Source organism: Pseudomonas sp. ASL7 (assembly GCF_056680375.1).
This window is the reverse complement of sequence record NZ_CM155279.1, coordinates 3598288-3613451: the sequence shown is the minus strand read 5'-3', so window position 1 is coordinate 3613451 and position 15164 is coordinate 3598288. Positions and strand designations below refer to the sequence as shown.

Here is a 15164-nt window from a genome sequence, read left to right as displayed (position 1 = left end):
TCGTTTCCTTGGGTTACGCCAGCTTCCGATTGTCCTGGCGCAGGGGGTGCGGGGCGCTGGGCTGCTGTTTGAAACGCTGCTGGATAAAATCCGCGCTCAGCTCCACGACACGGCGGTATTGCAGGTCGACGGTGATCATGTGATAGCAATCGTCGAGCAAGATTTTCACCACCGGCCCGCCGAGTTTGCGTTCCACATAGTCGGCGTTCCAGGCACTGGTGATGTCGTCTTCACGTGAGTGCAAGACCAGCGCCTGGGTATTGATCTGCGGCATGCGTTTCTTCACCGCCGCCACCAACCGATGCAGTTCCCGAACACTGACCCCGGACATGGTCAGCAGCCCGGCATTGCTGCTTTCGCCGGCTTTCATCTGTCGCTCGACAATTGCTCGCAAGCGTTCGTCCTTGATGCCGAACGGGGATTTTTCGTTGAAGCGGCACAGGTGCACGCCAAATGGAATCGACATCACCAGGCTGCTCAACTTCGCCACCCACGGCATGTTCCAGCCGTCATAACGCAGAGTTGTCGAGTACAGCAACAGGCCTTCTATCTGCCCCGGATGTTCGGCGGCCAGGTACATCGACAGCACCGCGCCCATCGACAAACCGCCGACAAACACGTGCTGGTGCTTACGCCGGATACCGACGAAGGTATTGCGCGCGCTTTCGTACCAATCGCGCCAGCCGGTGGCTTGCAGGTCGGCGTTGTTGCCACAGTGGCCGGCCAGGGTTGGCACGTAGACCGTGCAACCCGCCTTGGCCAGGCCCATGGCGACCCGACGCAACTCGGTCGGGGTGCCGGTGAGGCCGTGGATCAACAACACCGCGACCTCCCCACTGCCGAGAACGAAACCGGCGCTACCTTCGCCCATATCGATCTCTTCGGCATTCATCGTTTCATGGCTCGATCAAGCAGACGGTCGAGCAGAGCGATGCCCAAATCGATTTCCGGGTAGCTGATTTCCAGCGACGGCGCCAGGGTGATGACGTTCTTGTAGTAACCGCCCACGTCGAGAATCAGGCCCAGACGCTTGCCGTCGATTTCGATGTCGCCCTTCATGCCTTCTTCAACCATGAAGTCCAGGGTGGCCTTGTCCGGAGTGAAGCCGTCCGGGCCGCAGATTTCGCAGCGCAGGGCCAGGCCCAGACCGTCGACGTCGCCGATGATCGGGTAGCGTTTCTGCAAGTCCTGCAGACCGTCCAGGAAGTATTTGCCCTTGGCCATGACCATGGCGCCGTAGTCGACTTCGCTGGTCATCTTGAACATTTCCAGACCGACAGCCGTACCCAGCGGGTTGGAGGCGAAGGTAGAGTGAGTCGAACCTGGCGGGAATACCTTCGGGTTGATCAGCTCTTCGCGAGCCCAGATGCCGCCCAGTGGGTTGAGGCCGTTGGTCAGTGCTTTACCGAAGACGATCACATCCGGTTTGACGTCGAAGTGTTCGATCGACCACAGCTTGCCGGTACGCCAGAAGCCCATCTGGATTTCGTCGACCACCATCAAAATGCCGTGCTGATCCAGCACATGCTTGAGTTCGCTGTAGAAGTTCATTGGCGGAATCACGTAGCCGCCGGTGCCCTGGATCGGCTCGACGTAGAAGGCTGCGTATTCGCACTGGCCGGTTTTCGGGTCCCAGACGCCGTTGTATTCAGTTTCGAACAGACGGGCGAACTGCTGCACGCAGTGGCTGCCGTATTCTTCCTTGGTCATGCCTTTCGGGCCGCGGAAGTGGTACGGGAACGGGATGAAGTTGGCGCGCTCACCAAAGTGGCCGTAGCGGCGACGGTAGCGAAAGCTCGAGGTGATTGACGATGCACCCAGAGTACGGCCGTGGTAGCCGCCTTCGAAAGCGAACATCAGGCTCTTGCCGTTGCTGGCGTTACGGACGACTTTCAACGAGTCTTCGATGGACTGCGAACCGCCGACGTTGAAGTGCACGCGACCGTCGAGGCCGAACTTGTTCTTGGCGTCGACCGCGATCTTTTCCGACAGTTCGATCTTGCCTTTGTGCAAGTACTGGCTGGCGATTTGCGGCAGGGTGTCGATCTGTTGTTTCAGGGCGTTGTTCAGGCGCGGGTTGGCGTAACCGAAATTGACCGCCGAGTACCACATTTGCAGGTCAAGGTAAGCCTGGTCGCTGGTGTCCCAAACGTAGGAGCCTTCGCAACGGCTGAAAATGCGCGGGGGTTCGATGTAGTGAACGGTGTCGCCGTAAGAGCAGTATTTGGCTTCTTTTTCCAGAAGGATCTGGTCTTCTGCGGTCGCGATTCGAATATCAGACATGGTTGAAGAGTTCCTGTGTTTCTACATTAAATGAGGTGGCGTTAGCGGCGCGGGCGTTTGGCAGCTGGGCGAGCAAGGCCGGGAGTTCGGCGAAACTGTCGAAGCGCGCGTAGGCGATGCCGTTGCGTTCGCAGTGCTCGGCCAGGCGATCCTTGGCGAACACGAAATCGGCGGTGGAAGCCACGCACATGTCGGACTGGCCATCGCCAATCACCAGCACTCGTTTGTTCTTGGGCGTGGACTTGCATTTGCAGTTGCCGGACGCGGCGCGGCAGGCGTCGCTGGAATACGGAAAGTCGATGCGCCAGCTCTCGTGGCCGAGTTGCCGCAAGCGGTTGGCAAGGATCGGCAGCAGGCTCACGTAGTTGCGCGCCAGGATTCGTGCGATGCCTTGCTCGATGCCGTCGCTGACCACTTCCAATGAAGCGCCGAGGCCGATAACGTGGTCGACGAAGTCGGGGAAGTCGGGGTCGATCTCGATGCTGTCGAAGAAAGCGAGCAGCTCGGCCGGCGTGGCCTTGACCAGTGCGAGCTGGCGGCTGAGGCATTCACGGGAACCGATGTCGCCTGCCAGCCATTCGTTTTCGATCGCTTCCCAGCTCGGGTCGGCAAACTGTTGGAGGATGCTGTCGATCACGTCGGTGCGGGTGATGGTCCCGTCGAAATCACACACGATATGCCAGTCAATCATCTGTTGTACCTATTTGGCCGGACGCGCTGTTTGCGCTTGCGAAACGGGTACAGCAGGGACTGTGCCAATCGTGTCAGGCCCAGCGGAACCGGGGTTGTGACAGGTGTTTGTGTTGGAAAAGCTACAATTTTTGTAGCTCGCTACGAAAAACATGAGTGCTTGCGCAGGGCGCTTGAACAGAGGATTGATGCGCGCATGTCCAGATCAAGGAACCGACTTATGTCGAAGATTACTGTTGCTGTATTCGCCGCGCTGACGTGCGCTTCGACCAACGTTTTTGCGGGCAGCATTACCGGTGAGGCTGGCGCCGGCATCAGCTATCAACCACACGATCCGACCGGCAGCCGCTATGAAACCCGGCCAGTGCCGTACCTCGACCTGGACTGGGGCGATGTCAGTCTCAGCACTGACGACGGGTTGACCTGGAGTGCGTTCAAGGCCAACGGTTTCAGCGCGGGGCCGTTTGTGAATTACCTGCCCGGGCGGACTTCCAATGGCGACCTGCGGGGTTTGCGGGATGTGCCGGACATGGGCGTGGCGGGCGGTTTTGTGCAGTACGCTCCGGCTGATTTCTGGCGGGTGTTTGCCCAGGTTGGCCAGGCTGTGGGCGGTGGTGGCGGGCAGGGTGGAGTGCTGGGACGGGTTGGCGGGGAGGTGGGTTACCCACTGGGTGGCGGGGTGATTGGCAGCAGCAATCTGACCGCGCACTTCGCCGATGCCCGGCAGAATCAGACGTTCTTCGGCGTCAGTGCCCAAGAGTCTCAAGCTTCCGGGATTCGCCCGTACAACGCGGGAGGCGGTTTGCAGAACGTGGCGCTGACCCAGAGCTTCGAGTTTCCGTTGGTGCCGCATTGGTCGCTGGTGACCAGTGCGAGCTGGATTCACCTGACGGGCGCGGCGGCGGACAGCAGTATTGTCAAAGCCGTTGGGCAGACCAATCAGGGTGTAGTGCAGGCGGCGATCGCCTACAAATTCGACTAGATAAGTTCATTGGCCGGGGTGACGCCTTCGCGAGCAAGCTCGCTCCCACATTGGAATGCGTCCCCTGTGGGAGCGAGCCTGCTCGCGAAGGCGTCCTTGAACTCAACAGAGATTTACTGTTCTTCCCCCTCGGCGAGTAGCGCAATCCCACCCATGATCACCGCTACACCCACCCAGTGAAGCACGCTGATCTGCTCCCCGAGCCCCAACCAGGACCCGAGCAAAACCCCGACAAACACCAGTGAACTCAGCGGAAACGCCAGAGACAAACTGCTGCGCCGCAGGATCAGCATCCACACAAAAAACGCGCCGATGTAGCAAGCAATCGCCAGCCACACTCCCGGATTTCCCGCCACGGACGACAGCCACTGCAGGTTGAAACTCATCTGCCCCAATTGATCGCCACCGACTTTGCTGGCGATCTGACCGGCACTTTCGAAACCGATCAACAGCGCCCACAGCACGATAGTGCCAAGGCGTTCATGCAGCCAGTGCGTGTCGCTTCTGAGCATCGATCGAGCCTCATGCATAGGGCACACACACGAGCATGACGCCCGCCGTAATCACTAACGTACCGAGCCAGCGCCGACGACTGACGTTCTCGCCGAGGACCAGTTTTCCGGCCAGCACCACGCCGCAATATGCCAGTGCCGCCGCTGGAAACAGCAGGCTCAGCGGTGCCCGGGACAGGGCTTCAAGCCAGACGAAAAATTCGATGGTGTAGGCGCCGATTCCGCACCACAGCAGCGGGGCATTGAATACCTGGCCCCAAAACGCATTCAGCCGAAACCCACCTTCGAGTTCCGGCAATCGGTCCAGGCCAAGCTTGAAACAGAGCTGGCCGATGACGTCCAGCACAATCGAAAACGCCACCAGCACAATCACGGTGAAGGTCATGGAATCAATCCCTCGAACCATTCGCTGAGGGCCTGGGTCGTCAGGCTGTGATCGAAATCTAAAATGTTCAAGGTCAGGATTCACCCTTGGCGGACCCTCCCAGATACCGGCTTCATCCATCATGAAGGCCAGCCGAGAGGACTTTTTGGGGTAAATGCAAGGGACGGGCCAGCCATGAACGATCCCTCCCCTCTGTAGGAGCGAGCTTGCTCGCGATGGTGTGTCAGCGACATCGATGTCAACTGACACACCATCGCGAGCAAGCTCGCTCCTACAAGGAGGGGGAATGCGGTCAGGCGTGGAAGCGAACCCAAACGGTGACCAGCACCGTCGCCGCCATCAACCACGCCACCGCCGCCACCGCCAGGGACGCTTCCAGGCGCATCCGGTCGACCATGACATACAAGGTCGCCAGATAGATGAAGTACGGAATGATCGACCACATCCCAAACACGATGGTGGTCTTCAAGTCCTCCAGCGAGCGCCCTTTGCCGACGATGTAATGAGCAATGAGCGCAAAGGTCGGAAACAGTGGCACCAGCCCGGCGATGTAATAGTTTTTAGTCTTGGCCAGGGCGGCGAGGATCAGTACCACGGCCGCGCCCAACATCGCTTTGATAATCAGGTCCATCAGTGGCTCAATCCGTACTTCTTCACTTTGTCGAACAATGTGGTCTTGGCCATGCCCAGTTCGAGGCTGGCCTGGGTCAGGTTGCCGCCACTGCGTTGCAAGGCATCGCTGAGCAGGTTGCGTTCGAAGGCTTCAACCGCTTCGGCAAAGGCCAGGCCCTGGTTGCTGCCACTGGCACCGGATTTTTTGAAGGCGGGCAGACCGAGAGCAAAGCGCTCGGCCACGTTGCGCAGCTCACGCACGTTACCCGGCCAGTCGTGGCTCATCAGGTTCGACAGGGTCTGGTTGTCCAGTTCCGGCACTGCGCGGTCAAAGCGCAGGGATGATTGCTGCAGGAAATGTTCGAACAGTTGCAGGATGTCTTCACGTCGTTCGCGCAGAGGGGGCAGTTCGAGGGTCACCACGTTGAGGCGGTAATACAGGTCGCTGCGAAATTCCCCCGCCTTGCTTGACTCGGCCAGATCGGACTTCGTTGCGGCGATCACTCGGCAATCCACAGCCACGCTCTGGTTCGAACCGAGTCGTTCGAGGGTGCGTTCCTGCAACACCCGCAGCAGTTTGATCTGCAAGGGCAGCGGCATGCTTTCCACTTCGTCGAGGAACAGTGTGCCGCCGTCGGCGTGTTCAATCTTGCCGATCCGCCGTTTGCCGGCGCCGGTGAAGGCGTTGGCTTCATGGCCGAAGATTTCGCTTTCGAACAGGTTCTCCGGCAGCCCCCCGCAGTTCAGGGCCACGAACTGTTTGCTGTGCCGGCGACTGAAGTCGTGCAGGCAGCGCGCTACCAGTTCTTTACCGGTGCCGGTTTCGCCTTCGATCAGCACGTTGGCCGAGGTGTCGGCCACGTTGGCGATCAGTTCCCGCAGGTTCTGCATGGCCGGCGAGCGGCCGATGATCCGGCCTTCAAGGGAGTCCCGTTCCGCCAGTTGCCGACGCAAGGACGAGACTTCCCGAGCCAGGCTGCGCTGCTCCAGTGCACGGCGGGCCACCTCCACCAGCCGTTCTGGAGAGAACGGTTTTTCCATGAAGTCGTAGGCGCCTTTTTGCATCGCGCCGACGGCCATGGAGATGTCGCCGTGGCCGGTAATCAGCACCACCGGCAGGCTGCGGTCGCGGGCCTTGAGCCGGGTCAGCAGTTCCAGCCCGTCGATGCCGGGCAGGCGAATGTCGCTGATCACGATCCCCGCGAAGTTGTCACCCACCCGTTCCAGCGCTTCTTCGGCGCTGCCGACACCCACGCTGGGAATGTCTTCCAGGGTCAGCGCCTGTTGGCAGCCGAGCAGCACATGGGGATCGTCTTCGACAATCAGCACACTAAGGTCGTTGTTCATATTGGCTCGGCGGGAGTGGGGCTTACCAACGGTAAACTGAGGACGAAGGTGGTACCACCGCTGGCGGGGTGTTCGACACCCAAATGTCCGCCAGTGGCAGCCGCCAGACTGGCCGACAGGGTCAGGCCGAGGCCCAGGCCCTGCTCGCCGGGTTTAGTGGTAAAGAACGGTTCGAACAAATGTTTGCGCGCTTCGGCGTCGATGCCGTGGCCGTTATCGCGCACGCGCAGGCGATACTTGCCGTCGAGCGCTTCGCCTTCGAGCCACAACACCGGCAGCGGTTGCGCCTGCATGGCGTCGAGGGCGTTGCCGATCAAATTGACCAGGATCTGCTCCAGACGGGTCTGGTCGATCTGCAACTGCACATCCGCAAAGTCACGATGCAGTTGCAGATGGACACTTTCCACGCGACCGCCGAGCAGTTGCAACGCGGCGTCCACCGCTTTACCGAGGCCGGCCTGACCTTTGTCATCGCCACGACGGGCGAACGATCGCAGACTGGCGGTGATCCGGCCCATGCGGTCGATCAATTCGTTGATGGTCTTGAGGTTGGTGGTGGCCACGTCCAATTGACCGCGCTCCATAAAACGAATGGTGTTACCGGACAAGGTCCGCAATGCGGCCAACGGCTGGTTCAGCTCGTGGGCGATGCTGGTGGACATCTGGCCGATAGCGGCGAGTTTACCGGCCTGCACCAGTTCATCCTGGGCCCGGCGCAACGTTTCTTCGGCCTGACGACGTTCGCGGATCTGGCCCTTGAGCCGTTCATTGCTGGCGCGCAGGTCGGTGGTGCGTTCGGTAATCCGACGCTCCAATTGATTGTTGGCCGCCTGCAAGGCTTCCCGGGCGGCGAGGCGGGTGGCGATGACCTTGCGCCGCTCGTTCCAGGCGATCAGCAGGAACGCCAACAGGGCAAATGCCACCGCCACCAGAATCCCCTGATTGATCGCTTCACGCCGCAAATCCTGCAAGGGCGTGAGCAGGGTGAAATTCCACGGCGTGTCACTCAGCGGGCGAGTTTGCGAGAGGTAGCTGATGTCCTCGTCATCGGACTCGACTTCGCTGTTGGCCGGAAACGTGAGTTTTTCTTCACCTTCGGCCAGTTTTTCCCGGGCCAGCGGTTGCAGTTCGTTCAGTGGGAACCAGTAGTACTGAAGGCTGCGGGCGAGTTTTTCCTTGGTCTCGTCGCTCAACGGCACAACTGATTTGAGCCGTCGCGCCGGGTCGCTGGAGAGAATGATGATGCCGTTCTCGTCGCTGACAAAGGCTTCCAGGCGCGCTCGCTGCCAGCGTTCCTCCATGGCTTCGAGGCGGACTTTGACCACGGCGACGCCGATGATCTTGCCGTGTTCTTCCAGGCCGTGGGCCAGGTAGTAACCCGGTTCGCCATTGGTGCTGCCAATGCCGTAGAAGCGCCCCGGCTGACCGCGCACGGCGCTCTGGAAATAAGCGCGAAAGGACAGGTCTTCACCCAGATAGCTATCAGCATCGCGCCAGTTACTGGTGGCCATGACGCGACCGGTGGTGTCCATCACATAGATGGCCCGGCTGCGGCTGCGCCGATTCAGGCCTTCAAGGTATTCATTGACCGTTTGCCGGTGTTCCGGCGTCGGGTCGGCCAACAGCGTCGGAACGCTGGATTCGAGTTCCAGCAGGCTGGGCAGGTAGGTGTACTTGCTGATCTCGCTCTCGACGGCGCGGGCATGCAGTTCCAGCTGACGCTTGCCATTTTCGCTGAGGCTGCGGATCCCGTAATGCTCACTGGCCCAGAAGCCGATGTAACCCAGTCCGATCATCAGGGCGATGATCAGCGGCGGCAGGAACAAATGGCGAATCAGACGGGGTTTCACGGCGAGTGATGGCGGCGCGGCGCGATAGAGAGTGGGGTCGCATTTCATCACAGATGCCTTGGGTCAACCACAACACTTACTTGTGAATCGCCGCCTGCCCCTTTGTAGGAACGAGCTTGCTCGCGATGGTGTATCAGCTACGTTAATGTCGACTGACACTCCATCGCGAGCAAGCTCGCTCCTACATGGGGGGAGCGGTGTCTTTCTTAGTGCTGCAGAATCTTCTCAAGGAAATGCTGCGCACGTTCGGAGCGGGCGTTGATGTCGCCGAAGAACTCTTCTTTCTGGCAGTCTTCGATGATCTTGCCCTGGTCCATGAAAATCACCCGATCCGCCACTTTACGGGCGAAGCCCATTTCGTGGGTCACGCACATCATGGTCATGCCTTCGTGGGCCAGTTGCACCATCACGTCGAGCACTTCGTTGACCATTTCCGGGTCGAGCGCCGAGGTCGGTTCGTCGAACAGCATGACGATCGGGTCCATCGCCAGCGCGCGGGCAATGGCCACACGCTGCTGCTGACCACCGGAGAGCTGGCCCGGGTGCTTGTGGGCGTGGGCAGAGAGGCCGACGCGCTCAAGCAGTTGCAGGCCTTTCTTGGTCGCTTCTTCCTTGCTGCGCCCCAACACCTTGATCTGCGCAATGGTCAGGTTTTCGGTGATGGTCAGGTGCGGGAACAGTTCGAAATGCTGGAACACCATGCCAACGCGCGAGCGCAGTTTCGGCAGGTCGGTCTTCGGGTCGGCGATGGACGTGCCATCGACCACCACGTCGCCTTTCTGGAACGGTTCCAGGGCGTTGACGCATTTGATCAGCGTGGACTTACCGGACCCCGACGGCCCGCACACCACGATCACTTCGCCTTTTTTGACCTCGGTGCTGCAATCAGTCAGTACCTGGAAGTCCCCATACCACTTGTTGACGTTCTTGATAGAGATCATACGGCAAACCTTTTTTGCAGACGCTTGACCAGCTGCGAGGCGGCAAAGCTGATGATGAAGTACGTGAGCCCTGCGATGATCAGGAACTCATTGGAGCGGCCGATGATGTCGCCACTGGCACGCGAGGCATTGAGGAAGTCAACCAGGCCGACCGCGTATACCAGCGAGGTGTCCTGGAACAAAATGATGCTTTGTTGCAGCAACAGTGGGGTCATCTTGCGGAACGCTTGCGGCAGGATGATCAACCGCATCATCTGGCCATACGTCATGCCCAAGGCTTGTGCTGCGCCCATCTGGCCTTTGGGAATTGACTGCACGCCGGCGCGGACGATTTCGCAGAAATACGCGGCTTCGAACATCATGAAGGCCACGATGCACGAGGTGAACGCGCCGATCGGGGTGTCTTCGCCGGTGATCCAGCGCAGCACAAACGGCACCGCCAGGTAAAACCAGGTGATGACCAGCAGCAGCGGGATCGAGCGGAAGTAGTTAACGTAGGCGCCGGCAAGGTTCGACAGCAGCTTGTTGTGGGACAGGCGCATCAGGGCCAGGATCGTGCCGAGGATGATCCCGCCGACGATGCCCATGGCCATCAGTTTGAGGGTCATGACCATGCCGTTCCACATACCCGGCAGGGACGGGATGATGCCCGAGAAGTCGAATTCCATCATTTACCCCCTACGGAGATCAGGCCCGGTACAGCGACTTTCTTCTCGACCGCGCGCATCAGCAGCATCAGGCTCATATTCAGGGTGAAGTAAATCAGCGTCGCCAAGGTAAAGGCTTCGAACAGGTTGGCGGAGAACTCGGCGGTCTGTTTGGTTTGCGCGAGCAGCTCCATCAGACCGATCAGCGAAGCGACGGAGGAGTTCTTGAACACGTTCAGGAATTCCGAGGTCAGCGGCGGAATGATGATCCGGTAGGCCTGGGGCAGCAGCACGTTCCAGTAGATTTGCGGCAGCTTGAAGCCCATGGCGCGAGCGGCGGCTTCCTGGCCACGAGGTAGCGCCTGGATGCCGGTGCGTACTTGTTCGCAAACGCGGGCGGCCGTAAACAGACCCAGGCAAACGACCACGCTGAGATAAGCCGAGGTGGTCGGGTTCAGGTCCTGTTTGTACCAGTCCTGAAGGTTTTGCGGCAGCAGGTCGGGCACCAGGAAGTACCAGATGAACAGCTGAACCAGCAGCGGCACGTTACGGAAGAGTTCGACGTAGCAGGTCGCGATGCCCGATACGATGCGGTTCGGCACGGTGCGCATGACGCCCAGAATCGAGCCCAGCAGCAGGGCGATGATCCATGCCACGACGGCGATAGCGATGGTCCAGCCCAATCCGGTGATGTACCAGTCGAGATACGTCTCGCTGCCAATGCCGGTGGACCTGAAGAACACGCCCCAGTCCCAGTTGTAATTCATTAGGGTCTCCCCTCAGATCGATCGATGTACAAATGCCCGCCTGGGGAGTTCCTTTCCCGCCTGATCATGACGATCAGGCACACACGTACGGCTCGACGGCCACCGGTTCGAGTGTTTCCAAATATGCCAGCAGGGAGTGACAACCTCCTGAAAGGGCCGTGGCCCTGTCAGGAGATAAGGTTAGTCAGAAATCAGGATTTCTTGTCGTCAGCCGCTTTATCGGTCGGATTGGCGATCAATTTCTTGAGCTCATCGCTCATCGGGAAGTTCAGGTTCAGGCCTTTTGGCGGAATTGGCTGCATGAACCATTTTTCGTAGATCTTGTTGATCTCGCCCGACTTGTAGGTCGCCACGATGGCGTCGTCTACAGCCTTCTTGAACGGCTCGTCACCCTTGCGGACCATGCAGCCGTAGATTTCGTAGGACTGTGGAGTGCCGGTAACAGCCCAGTCATCGGCCTTCTTGGCCTTGGCCGCTTCACCGGCCAGCAAGGCGTCGTCCATCATGAAGGCAACGGCACGACCCGATTCCAGCATCTGGAAGGATTCGCCGTGGTCTTTGGCGGAGATGACGTTCATGCCCATTTGCTTGTCGGCGTTCATCGACTTGAGGATGCGCTCGGACGTGGTGCCCGCGGTGGTCACGACGTTCTTGCCTTTGAGGTCGTCGAAATCCTTGTACGCGGAACCTTTCTTGGACAGCAGGCGGGTGCCGATTTCGAAGATGCCAACGGAGAAGTCAACTTGCTGCTGACGTTCGACGTTGTTGGTGGTGGAGCCGCACTCGATGTCCACGGTACCGTTCTGCACCAGCGGGATACGGGTTTGTGAAGTGACCAGGTTGTATTTGACCTGGAGGTTCGGCAGGTCCAGGTCTTTTTTGATGGCTTCGACGATTTTCAACTGGATATCGTGGGAGTAGCCAACCGGTTTGCCGGACGCGTCCGCGATATAGGAAAACGGAATAGAGGCGTCACGATGCCCGAGGGTGATAACGCCGGACTCTTTGATCTTTTTCAGAGTGCCGGTGAGTTCGGCGGCGAAAACTGGCGTGGTGATCAGAGCTGCAGCAATGGCTGCGCCCAGGATGTGGGGAACGATGCGCATCAAATTTTCCTCGACATTGTTTTTTTTATGGAGCCAGTTCATCGGCCCTTTTGTGCTGCAAATGCCTGGCGGGTCCCTGAAAGGGCCGGACGGCAGGTATTCGTCAAGAGTGTAGAGCATGACTCGTGCCAGGCCAGGCGACATAGGTCAAGCTATTGATTTATAAGGATATTAAATATTTTTAAGGCGATTTTTTACCTTCAATAATCCGGTTAACCGAATCGACTGACAGGTCGCGTTCGGAAAACCGAATGCAAGCTGTGGCTCACCCCCTATCCCCTTGTGGGAGCGAGCCTGCTCGCGATGGTGTGTCAGTCGACATCAATGCAGCTGACACACCATCGCGAGCAGGCTCGCTCCCACAGGGGATTGGTGGTGTCTGGCGGAACGCAAAAAGCCCCTGAATCGTGAGATTCAGGGGCTTTTCTTTAAGCGGATTTCCGATCAGGCTGCTTCGATCTTGCCGCGATTGTGCTTCAGCTTGCCCAGGTAATCCGCCAATTTCTGCTGTTCCGCCGGGGTGGTGAACAAGCCGAGCTTGGTGCGGCGCCACAGAATGTCGCGCGCCGTGGTCGCCCACTCTTCACTGCACAGGTAGTCGACTTCGCGGGTGTAAAGTCCGCCGCCGATGTGTTCGCCCAGGTCGCTCAGGTTTTGCACGCCTTCAAGCATGCGCCAGGTGCGGCTGCCATACGTGGTGGCCCAGCGCCGCGAAATTTCCGTCGGCACCCAGTCGTATCGGTCGCGGATCAACGAGCTCAGCGCCTGCGGAGTGGTCATGTCTTCGCCGCCCGGCAGGGTAGCGCTGGCCGTCCAGCTTGGCTGGATGTGCTTGAAGTACGGCACCAGTTGCGCCAGGGCCGACTCGGCTAATTTGCGGTAAGTCGTCAGCTTGCCACCGAACACCGACAGCAGCGGCGCTTCTTCGCCAGTGCCCGACAGCGCCAGGGTGTAGTCGCGGGTGACGGCCGATGGGTTGTCGGATTCGTCGTTGCACAGCGGCCGAACGCCGGAATAGCTGTGCAGGATATCGTCGCGACTGATCTGCTTTTTGAAGTGGGCATTGACGACCTTCAGCAGGTAGTCGGTCTCACCTTCGGTGATCGCAACTGCAGCCGGGTCGCCGGTGTATTCGCGGTCGGTGGTGCCGATCAGGGTGAAGTGGTTCAGGTACGGGATGGTGAACACAATGCGCTGATCTTCGTTTTGCAGAATGTGCGCGTGTTCGCCTTCATACAGTTTCGGCACGATCAGGTGGCTGCCCTGAATCAGGCGAATGCCGTAGGGCGATTCCATTTTCAGGTCATCACGAATGAACTTGGCGACCCAAGGGCCGGCGGCATTCACCAATGCTTTGGCGCGGATCGAAAACAGGCTGCCATCGGCGCGTTCCAGGTGCAGGTGCCACAAGCCTTTGGTACGACGGGCGCTGACACAACGGGTCTGGGTGTGAACGTGGGCGCCTTTCTCGCGGGCGGCCATGGCGTTCAGCACCACTAGACGCGCATCGTCGACCCAGCAATCGGAGTATTCGAAGCCTTTGGTGATTTCGCTTTTCAGTGGGCTGTCCGGACCGAACTTCAGGCTTTTCGAGCCTTCGAGTTTTTCTCGCTTGCCAAGGTGGTCATACAGGAACAGGCCGGCGCGGATCATCCACGCTGGACGCAGGTGCGGACGGTGCGGCAGCACGAAGCGCATTTGCTTGACGATGTGCGGGGCCTTGGCCAGCAACACTTCACGCTCGGCGAGTGCTTCTCGCACGAGGCGGAATTCGTAGTGTTCGAGGTAGCGCAGGCCGCCGTGGATCAGCTTGCTGCTGGCCGACGAGGTGTGACTGGCCAGGTCATCCTTTTCGCAAAGGAACACCGAGAGGCCGCGACCGGCGGCATCCGCTGCGATCCCTACGCCATTGATCCCGCCACCGATGACGGCGATGTCGTAAACCTCAGCGAGAGGGGGCGTAGGCAAGGTAGAAGTGGGCATCGGCTGGCCTCGGGCTTTTTTGATTTTCTGTATTGGATTTCGAACATTAATGTTCATTTGCGAAAATGGTAGCCCATAAAGACGCGCACAGCCAGTCAACTTCGATTGAAAAAACTGATCGAAGGGTGGTTAAAGGAAAAAATTCGAACATTCAGATGCGCGCAAGGGCGCGAAAGAGGGCGGTGCATGAGCGATCGCCATCGCGAGCAAGGATTGCGCAGAACCTGTGGGAGCGAGCTTGCTCGCGATGGCGTCGGTGAGAGCTACGAATCTCTAGGGTTAAACGACCTCGAGCCGAATCTTGTGCTGACTCAACAACTGCGCCAGCGCCGGCACCGGCTGCTGATCCGTCACCAGGCAATCGATCAGGCTGATCGGCCCCAAACGAATCATGGCGTTGCGCCCGAATTTGCTGGAGTCCGCCGCCAGAATCACCTGTCGCGCGTTGGCGATGATCGCCTGCGACACCCGAACTTCCTGATAATCGAAGTCCAGCAGGCTCCCGTCTTCATCGATGCCGCTGATGCCGACCAGCGCGAAGTCGACCTTGAACTGATTAATGAAGTCGACGCTGGCCTGACCGACCACGCCGCCATCACGCCGCACATTGCCCCCGGTCAGCAGCACGTCGAAGTCGTCCTTGGCACTGAGCATTGAGGCCACATGCAGGTTGTTGGTGATGATCTTCAGGTAGCTATGGTTGAGCAGCGCCCGGGCAATCGATTCGGTCGTGGTACCGATGTTGATGAACAGCGAGGCGTGATCGGGAATCTGTGCCGCAATGGCTTCGCCGATACGCTGTTTTTCGTCGCGCATCTGATCGGCGCGCATGGCATAGGCAGTGTTTTCGACGCTGGAGTCGTAGGCTGCGCCGCCATGGTAGCGACGCAATAAATTGGCTTCCGCCAGTTGATTGATATCGCGGCGGATGGTTTGCGGTGTAACGACGAACAGCTGAGCCATTTCCTCAATGCTGACATAGCCGCGTTCGCGGACCAGCTCGAGGATTTGCTGCTGACGGGGAGGCAGATTCATGGGGCTTCCTTTGGGCTGCCGTGC

15 protein-coding genes are annotated in these 15164 nt (G+C 59.2%); 1 reads left to right on the top strand and 14 read right to left on the bottom strand.

What is annotated here, in order from left to right; translation table 11 throughout:
• Window positions 1-13: 13 nt before the first annotated feature.
• Genes AC1MDT_RS16680 through AC1MDT_RS16670 form a run of 3 tightly spaced genes read right to left on the bottom strand, consistent with a single transcriptional unit; the run spans window position 14 to window position 2974 of the window.
• Window positions 14-892, bottom strand: a complete 879-nt coding sequence (locus AC1MDT_RS16680; RefSeq protein WP_480418158.1) for an alpha/beta hydrolase — start codon at window positions 890-892, stop codon at window positions 14-16.
• On the bottom strand, window positions 889-2283 hold the full coding sequence (locus AC1MDT_RS16675; protein ID WP_480418157.1) for an aspartate aminotransferase family protein: 1395 nt from the start codon (window positions 2281-2283) through the stop codon (window positions 889-891). Before AC1MDT_RS16675 ends, AC1MDT_RS16680 begins: the two co-directional genes overlap by 4 nt.
• The gene (locus AC1MDT_RS16670) at window positions 2276-2974 is read right to left on the bottom strand and encodes an HAD-IB family phosphatase (RefSeq protein ID WP_480418156.1); all 699 of its coding nucleotides are present in this window, start codon (window positions 2972-2974) and stop codon (window positions 2276-2278) included. The genes AC1MDT_RS16675 and AC1MDT_RS16670 overlap by 8 nt, the downstream gene beginning before the upstream one ends.
• A 219-nt stretch (window positions 2975-3193) precedes the next feature.
• Here AC1MDT_RS16670 and AC1MDT_RS16665 point away from each other — a divergent pair, with 219 nt between their 5' ends.
• A complete protein-coding gene (locus AC1MDT_RS16665; RefSeq protein ID WP_480418155.1) occupies window positions 3194-3955 on the top strand; it encodes a MipA/OmpV family protein in 762 nt (253 codons plus the stop codon).
• 113 nt (window positions 3956-4068) lie between these two features.
• Here AC1MDT_RS16665 and AC1MDT_RS16660 read toward each other — a convergent pair whose 3' ends face one another.
• From AC1MDT_RS16660 to AC1MDT_RS16610, 11 genes are all read right to left on the bottom strand, one after another.
• Window positions 4069-4467 (bottom strand): DMT family transporter, encoded by a 399-nt coding sequence (locus AC1MDT_RS16660; protein ID WP_480418154.1) that lies wholly within the window; start codon window positions 4465-4467, stop codon window positions 4069-4071.
• 10 nt (window positions 4468-4477) lie between these two features.
• Window positions 4478-4852: a DMT family transporter gene (locus tag AC1MDT_RS16655; RefSeq protein ID WP_480418153.1), complete on the bottom strand. Its 375-nt coding sequence runs from the start codon at window positions 4850-4852 to the stop codon at window positions 4478-4480.
• Between the two features lie 292 nt (window positions 4853-5144).
• Window positions 5145-5474 (bottom strand): GlpM family protein, encoded by a 330-nt coding sequence (locus tag AC1MDT_RS16650; RefSeq protein ID WP_480422808.1) that lies wholly within the window; start codon window positions 5472-5474, stop codon window positions 5145-5147.
• A gap of 8 nt (window positions 5475-5482) precedes the next feature.
• Window positions 5483-6811, bottom strand: coding sequence for a two-component response regulator AauR (gene aauR / locus AC1MDT_RS16645; RefSeq protein WP_480418152.1), 1329 nt, complete (start codon window positions 6809-6811; stop codon window positions 5483-5485).
• The gene (gene aauS, locus AC1MDT_RS16640) at window positions 6808-8709 is read right to left on the bottom strand and encodes a two-component sensor histidine kinase AauS (protein WP_480418151.1); all 1902 of its coding nucleotides are present in this window, start codon (window positions 8707-8709) and stop codon (window positions 6808-6810) included. The genes aauR and aauS overlap by 4 nt, the downstream gene beginning before the upstream one ends.
• 158 nt (window positions 8710-8867) lie before the next feature.
• On the bottom strand, window positions 8868-9602 hold the full coding sequence (locus AC1MDT_RS16635) for an amino acid ABC transporter ATP-binding protein (RefSeq protein ID WP_480418150.1): 735 nt from the start codon (window positions 9600-9602) through the stop codon (window positions 8868-8870).
• Window positions 9599-10270, bottom strand: coding sequence for an amino acid ABC transporter permease (locus AC1MDT_RS16630; RefSeq protein WP_480422807.1), 672 nt, complete (start codon window positions 10268-10270; stop codon window positions 9599-9601). Before AC1MDT_RS16630 ends, AC1MDT_RS16635 begins: the two co-directional genes overlap by 4 nt.
• Complete coding sequence (locus AC1MDT_RS16625; RefSeq protein WP_480418149.1) at window positions 10270-11016, bottom strand: amino acid ABC transporter permease; 747 nt, start codon at window positions 11014-11016, stop codon at window positions 10270-10272. Before AC1MDT_RS16625 ends, AC1MDT_RS16630 begins: the two co-directional genes overlap by 1 nt.
• Window positions 11017-11207: 191 nt before the next feature.
• Window positions 11208-12122 (bottom strand): glutamate/aspartate ABC transporter substrate-binding protein, encoded by a 915-nt coding sequence (locus AC1MDT_RS16620; RefSeq protein WP_480418148.1) that lies wholly within the window; start codon window positions 12120-12122, stop codon window positions 11208-11210.
• Window positions 12123-12566: 444 nt separating this feature from the next.
• Window positions 12567-14105 carry a glycerol-3-phosphate dehydrogenase gene (glpD, locus tag AC1MDT_RS16615; RefSeq protein WP_480418147.1) on the bottom strand — a complete coding sequence of 513 codons (1539 nt, stop codon included), beginning with the start codon at window positions 14103-14105 and terminating at the stop codon, window positions 12567-12569.
• Between the two features lie 279 nt (window positions 14106-14384).
• Window positions 14385-15140: a DeoR/GlpR family transcriptional regulator gene (locus AC1MDT_RS16610; protein ID WP_480418146.1), complete on the bottom strand. Its 756-nt coding sequence runs from the start codon at window positions 15138-15140 to the stop codon at window positions 14385-14387.
• Window positions 15141-15164: the final 24 nt, after the last annotated feature.

Coding starts and splice junctions, on each gene's coding strand:
- AC1MDT_RS16680 (WP_480418158.1), bottom strand. CDS start 892: ATGAATGCCGAAGAGATCGATATGGGCGAAGGTAGCGCCGGTTTCGTT.
- AC1MDT_RS16675 (WP_480418157.1), bottom strand. CDS start 2,283: ATGTCTGATATTCGAATCGCGACCGCAGAAGACCAGATCCTTCTGGAA.
- AC1MDT_RS16670 (WP_480418156.1), bottom strand. CDS start 2,974: ATGATTGACTGGCATATCGTGTGTGATTTCGACGGGACCATCACCCGC.
- AC1MDT_RS16665 (WP_480418155.1), top strand. CDS start 3,194: ATGTCGAAGATTACTGTTGCTGTATTCGCCGCGCTGACGTGCGCTTCG.
- AC1MDT_RS16660 (WP_480418154.1), bottom strand. CDS start 4,467: ATGCTCAGAAGCGACACGCACTGGCTGCATGAACGCCTTGGCACTATC.
- AC1MDT_RS16655 (WP_480418153.1), bottom strand. CDS start 4,852: ATGACCTTCACCGTGATTGTGCTGGTGGCGTTTTCGATTGTGCTGGAC.
- aauR (WP_480418152.1), bottom strand. CDS start 6,811: ATGAACAACGACCTTAGTGTGCTGATTGTCGAAGACGATCCCCATGTG.
- aauS (WP_480418151.1), bottom strand. CDS start 8,709: ATGAAATGCGACCCCACTCTCTATCGCGCCGCGCCGCCATCACTCGCC.
- AC1MDT_RS16635 (WP_480418150.1), bottom strand. CDS start 9,602: ATGATCTCTATCAAGAACGTCAACAAGTGGTATGGGGACTTCCAGGTA.
- AC1MDT_RS16630 (WP_480422807.1), bottom strand. CDS start 10,270: ATGGAATTCGACTTCTCGGGCATCATCCCGTCCCTGCCGGGTATGTGG.
- AC1MDT_RS16625 (WP_480418149.1), bottom strand. CDS start 11,016: ATGAATTACAACTGGGACTGGGGCGTGTTCTTCAGGTCCACCGGCATT.
- AC1MDT_RS16620 (WP_480418148.1), bottom strand. CDS start 12,122: ATGCGCATCGTTCCCCACATCCTGGGCGCAGCCATTGCTGCAGCTCTG.
- glpD (WP_480418147.1), bottom strand. CDS start 14,105: ATGCCCACTTCTACCTTGCCTACGCCCCCTCTCGCTGAGGTTTACGAC.
- AC1MDT_RS16610 (WP_480418146.1), bottom strand. CDS start 15,140: ATGAATCTGCCTCCCCGTCAGCAGCAAATCCTCGAGCTGGTCCGCGAA.